The sequence below is a fragment of the bacterium genome, from assembly GCA_021159335.1.
Lineage (GTDB): Bacteria > UBP14 > UBA6098 > B30-G16 > B30-G16 > JAGGRZ01.
Map to the genome: position 1 here is coordinate 1 of JAGGRZ010000001.1, position 4,619 is coordinate 4,619.

Sequence of the window (4,619 nt, forward strand, 5' to 3'; positions counted from 1 at the left end):
GGACTCAAAATCCGCTGGGGGCAACCCCGTGTGGGTTCAAATCCCACCTCCGGCAAAAATTATAAAATGCCTATTTGAAAAATTTTGGTTGCTTTCCCGTTGGCTTTATTAGCCGATAATTTTTAGTCTCAGCCTTTAAAGTTTCTCACATATTCCATTCCAGCGTCTATAGCCTGAAGGTTGAGCGGAATGAATTTTTTGTGCTTGACCACTGTATTCAATGCGTCTTTAACCACATTTACATCAAGGATTTTCGTTTTCTCGATTACCGCGCCTACTACAACCATGTTAGCAACTCTTAGCGAGCCTATTTTGTCTGCCATCTCAGTTGCCGGTATGGGAAGAATTTCGATGTCGTCTCTTTTTGGCTTTATCGATATCATCGAAGTATTGTAGATAAGCAGTCCACCTGGTTTTAGTGATGGCTCGAACCTCTCAAGCGAGGGTTGATTCATCGTTATTAGTATGCTCGGATTATCCACTACCGGGGAACCTATTCTGCCCTCGAATATTTTAACATGGCAATTAGCTGTTCCGCCTCGCATCTCAGGTCCATACGATGGTATCCACGAGGTATTGTATCCGTGTCTCATGCCAGCCTCAGCAAGTGTTTGACCAAGAAGCAATATTCCCTGTCCTCCGAAACCTGCAATAAGTATTTCTGGATTCTGGAATTTTTCGGGGACTTTAGACATATCACCTTCTATCTCGAGGTGTTCACCTGTTAACTCCAGTATTTCGTGATACTTTTCGATAGGTACTGGTTCAAGTTTTCTTGTCCACTTTCCTTCCTCGCGTTCCTTGGTTACATCTTTGTATACGCCAAGCGGGAAAGTTTTCGCGAGTACCTCGTCCACCCACTTTAATGAATCTACAGGTGTCATTCTCCAGCCACTGGGGCATTGTGAAAGAACTTCCACCAGTGAGAAACCTTTACCTTCTATCTGCGTTTTTATGGCCTTTCTTATCGCTGCTCTTGCTTTCATGATGTTTTTCGCATTTGTTAAAGAGACTCGTTCTACATATGCTGGCGCATCAAGAGAAGAGATGACTTCGGATACCTTAAGTGGATAACCTTCCCACTCTGCTTTTCTCCCGTATGGCGATGTCATAGTTTTCTGACCAATAACAGTGGTGGGTGCCATTTGTCCACCCGTCATTCCGTAGATAGCATTGTTAATGAATATTACGGTGAAGTTTTCGCCACGGTTAGCTGCCTGAATAATATTGTTGAAACCTATTGCAGCGAGGTCACCATCACCTTGGTATGATATGACTATTGAGTCTGGATTAGTTCGTTTTATGCCTGTCGCTACTGCTGGTGCTCTGCCGTGTGCCACTTGGAAATTGCCTGTGTCGAAGTAATAGTAGATGAAAACGGAGCAGCCAACTGGTGAAATCATTATTGTTCTATCTGCGATGTCGAAGTCATCTATGGCTTCGGCTATTATTTTGTGCACTATACCGTGCCCACAACCCGGGCAGTAGTGTGTGTCTTGTTTGAGTTTGTCTGGTTTTCTGAAAAATATATCATAGAACGATTTCGGCTTTTCATATATGTCTTTTATTTTTCCCATTTTATTCCTCCTATTACTTTTTAGAGCCCTCAAAGGCTTTTTCGAACTGTTCAACTATTTCGGCGACTTTGGGCACCACTCCGCCCATCCTGCCGTAAAATATCACGGGCTTCCTACCTTCTACCACAAGCCTGACATCATCAACCATCTGACCATTTGACATTTCGCAGACGAGGAATGCTTTAACCCTTTCTGAATCCGCGAGTTCGCTTATTTGTGGTTTTGGGAATGGGAAAAGCGTTATTGGTCTCAACATTCCGGCTTTTATGCCTTTTTTGCGTGCCTCATCCACTGCTGTGTACATAATTCGCGAAACAGTGCCATACGATATTCCGACAATCTCGGCATCATCGAGCTTGTAAGGTTCATATCTTATCTCGTTTTCTTCCATGCGGCGGTATTTTTCCTGAAGTTTTTTGTTGTGTTCCTCAAGTTCGTTTGGGTCGAGGTATATTGAGTTTATGAGGTTTCTTTTGGTTTTCGCATCAGCCATTACTGCCCAATCGCTTTTATCTACTGTTGGTGGCTTGGGGTCGGGGAAGTCTACAGGTTCCATCATCTGGCCAGTAAATCCGTCGGTAAGTACTACCACTGGGTTTCTATACTTGTCCGCAAGTTCGAATGCCAGCATTGTTAAGTCACACATTTCTTGCGCCGAATTGGGTGCCAGAACGAGCACTTTATAGTTGCCGTGTCCGCCGCCTTTTACGATTTGATTGTAGTCCGCTTGTGATGGTGCTATGTTCCCTAAACCTGGTCCTCCTCGCATGATGTCTACTATCACGATGGGCAGTTCTGAGCCACAGGCGTAGGATATGCCTTCCATTTTCAGCGATAGTCCAGGTCCAGAGGATGCCGTCATGCATCTTTTGCCTGTGCCAGCAGCACCATAACACATTTGTATCGATGCTATCTCTGATTCTGCCTGAAGGAACACTTTACCCACGAGCGGCATGTATTTTGCGGCGGCGTGCGCTATTTCTGATGCTGGCGTTATGGGATAGCCAAAAAATGCGTCACAGCCAGCCAGTATAGCGCCTTTTACCACCGCCTCATTGCCTTTTATGAATTCCTTAGCCATGGCTTATTCCTCCTTAGTCCTTCCTGTAGACTTTTATGGCGGAGGGTTCAGGGCACGCATAAAAACAAAGCGAACACCCCGTGCAACCCTCGCCTTTGTATTTAGCGGGATGGTAACCGAGTTTGTTTATCTCTTTTGAAAACTCGATCACTTTTACTGGACAGATATTGATACACAGCCCGCATCCTTTGCAATGGTCACTTAATATTTCTATTCTTGGCATTTATAACCTCCCATAGTTTGAAATAGGATTCAATTTTATTCAGAACGAAAAAATTTGCAAATTGTTTTTGTTGATTAATCGATTTTGTTTTTCTATTTTTGAAATCCATACTACAAAACTACAAAGGAGGAGAGATGAGCCAGAGTTCGCCTTATAAAACCCCTTTTTACGAGAAGCACATATTGATGCACGCTAAGATGGTCGAGTTCGCTGGTTTTTGGATGCCGATGTTTTACGAGGGCATTGTTCCTGAGCACAAAGCTGTAAGAACATCTGTAGGGATGTTCGATGTGTCGCACATGGGGGAGTTTTTCGTTAAAGGTCCCCGGGCATTTGAGTTCGTTCAGCGTATGACCACCAACGATGTGTCAAAACTGGATGTATGGCAGGCGCAGTATTCATGTATGGTTAACGATGAAGGCGGTATAATAGATGACCTTCTTGTTTACAGGTTTCCCGATAAATTTATGATAGTCGTTAATGCTTCGAATATCGAAAAAGATTTTGCCTGGCTGCAGTCGCATTTGCCCTCAGATGGCGTAGAACTTGTTAATGCTACTTTCGATGTAGCGCTTCTTGCCGTCCAGGGACCAAGGGCTCAACAGGTTGTGCAACGGCTCACCGATTTTGACCTCGAGAGAATAGATTACTATCACGCCGCAAAGATAAAGGTTGCTGGTGAGGAGATGATAGTTTCCCGCACGGGTTACACTGGCGAGGACGGTTTTGAGCTTTACATGGATAAAGATTTAGCGCTGAAGCTTTGGGATGCGGTTTACGAAGCTGGCGAACCGGATGGAATAAAATGCTGTGGTTTGGGAGCCCGGGACACTCTGAGGCTTGAAATGAGGTATCTTCTTTACGGGAACGACATGACCGAGGAAAACAACCCGTATGAGGCAGGTTTGGGCTGGATTGTCAAACTTGAGAAGGGCGATTTCGTTGGAAGAGAGGCGTTAATAAATATCAAGGCAGAGGGAATAAAGAGGAAACTTGTTGCATTTGAGCTTCTCGAGAGAGGATTTCCGCGACATGGCTACAAGGTTTTCAAGGACGACAAAGAGATAGGCTATGTTACCAGCGGAACATTTTCACCCATGTTGAACCGTGGTATAGGTCTTGCATATGTGCCGAAAGAATTCGCTAAAGTTGATGAAAAGTTCGAAGTTATGGTAAGGGAAACTCTTATTCCAGCGGTAGTGGTTAAACCACCGTTTTGGAAAAAAGGAACGGTTCGAGTTCACAGGAAAAAATAACTTTATAAGAAGCCGGACATGGAAGTTATAACCTCTTTGGTACCGTATCAAGTTGGCGATTTTCCATGCCAGCGATTCGATGTGGTCGCTATAATAGATGTTTTGCGTGCTACGACAACGCTTCTTTTTGCGGTTAAGGCAGAAGCCAAAAGAATCATTCCGGTGGCTACTGTTGACGAGGCTTTCGAGATAAAGTACGAGTTAACCAGCGAGAATGTGCTTCTTTGTGGTGAGCGGGGTGGGAAAATAGTGCCCGGCTTCGACCTCGGGAATTCACCGCTGGAATACACGCCGGAGAGGGTTAAGGGGAAAACTTTGATTTACGCCTCGACGAATGGCAGCGTTTTGATGCGAAGAGCCGAGAGCTTAAGCGATAAAATCTTTCTCGTTAGCCTGCGTAACATAATGGCCGCTGCTGACAGGATTGTTTCCGCTGCGCCGAAGCGAATGTTGATAGCGTGTGCGGGCAAAGAGGGCATGTC

Annotated in this window: 5 protein-coding genes; 2 read left to right on the top strand and 3 right to left on the bottom strand. The window is 44.9% G+C overall.

The features are described 5' to 3' along the window. Positions 1-128: 128 nt before the first annotated feature. Genes J7J62_00005 through J7J62_00015 form a run of 3 tightly spaced genes read right to left on the bottom strand, consistent with a single transcriptional unit; the run spans position 129 to position 2,881 of the window. Positions 129-1,577, bottom strand: a complete 1,449-nt coding sequence (locus J7J62_00005) for a 2-oxoacid:acceptor oxidoreductase family protein (GenBank protein ID MCD6123549.1) — start codon at positions 1,575-1,577, stop codon at positions 129-131. 13 nt (positions 1,578-1,590) lie between these two features. Further along, the gene (locus J7J62_00010) at positions 1,591-2,658 is read right to left on the bottom strand and encodes a 3-methyl-2-oxobutanoate dehydrogenase subunit VorB (GenBank protein MCD6123550.1); all 1,068 of its coding nucleotides are present in this window, start codon (positions 2,656-2,658) and stop codon (positions 1,591-1,593) included. Positions 2,659-2,671: 13 nt separating this feature from the next. Next, positions 2,672-2,881 carry a 4Fe-4S dicluster domain-containing protein gene (locus tag J7J62_00015; GenBank protein ID MCD6123551.1) on the bottom strand — a complete coding sequence of 70 codons (210 nt, stop codon included), beginning with the start codon at positions 2,879-2,881 and terminating at the stop codon, positions 2,672-2,674. 134 nt (positions 2,882-3,015) lie between these two features. Here J7J62_00015 and gcvT point away from each other — a divergent pair, with 134 nt between their 5' ends. Then, positions 3,016-4,137: a glycine cleavage system aminomethyltransferase GcvT gene (gene gcvT / locus J7J62_00020; protein ID MCD6123552.1), complete on the top strand. Its 1,122-nt coding sequence runs from the start codon at positions 3,016-3,018 to the stop codon at positions 4,135-4,137. An 18-nt stretch (positions 4,138-4,155) separates the two neighbouring features. Next, positions 4,156-4,619, top strand: a 464-nt coding sequence (locus tag J7J62_00025; protein MCD6123553.1) for a 2-phosphosulfolactate phosphatase, incomplete at its 3' end; no start/stop codon positions are given.

Bases quoted from the DNA above. Each gene is read 5' to 3' on its own strand.
- J7J62_00005 (MCD6123549.1), bottom strand. From the start codon at position 1,577: ATGGGAAAAATAAAAGACATATATGAAAAGCCGAAATCGTTCTATGAT.
- J7J62_00010 (MCD6123550.1), bottom strand. From the start codon at position 2,658: ATGGCTAAGGAATTCATAAAAGGCAATGAGGCGGTGGTAAAAGGCGCT.
- J7J62_00015 (MCD6123551.1), bottom strand. From the start codon at position 2,881: ATGCCAAGAATAGAAATATTAAGTGACCATTGCAAAGGATGCGGGCTG.
- gcvT (MCD6123552.1), top strand. From the start codon at position 3,016: ATGAGCCAGAGTTCGCCTTATAAAACCCCTTTTTACGAGAAGCACATA.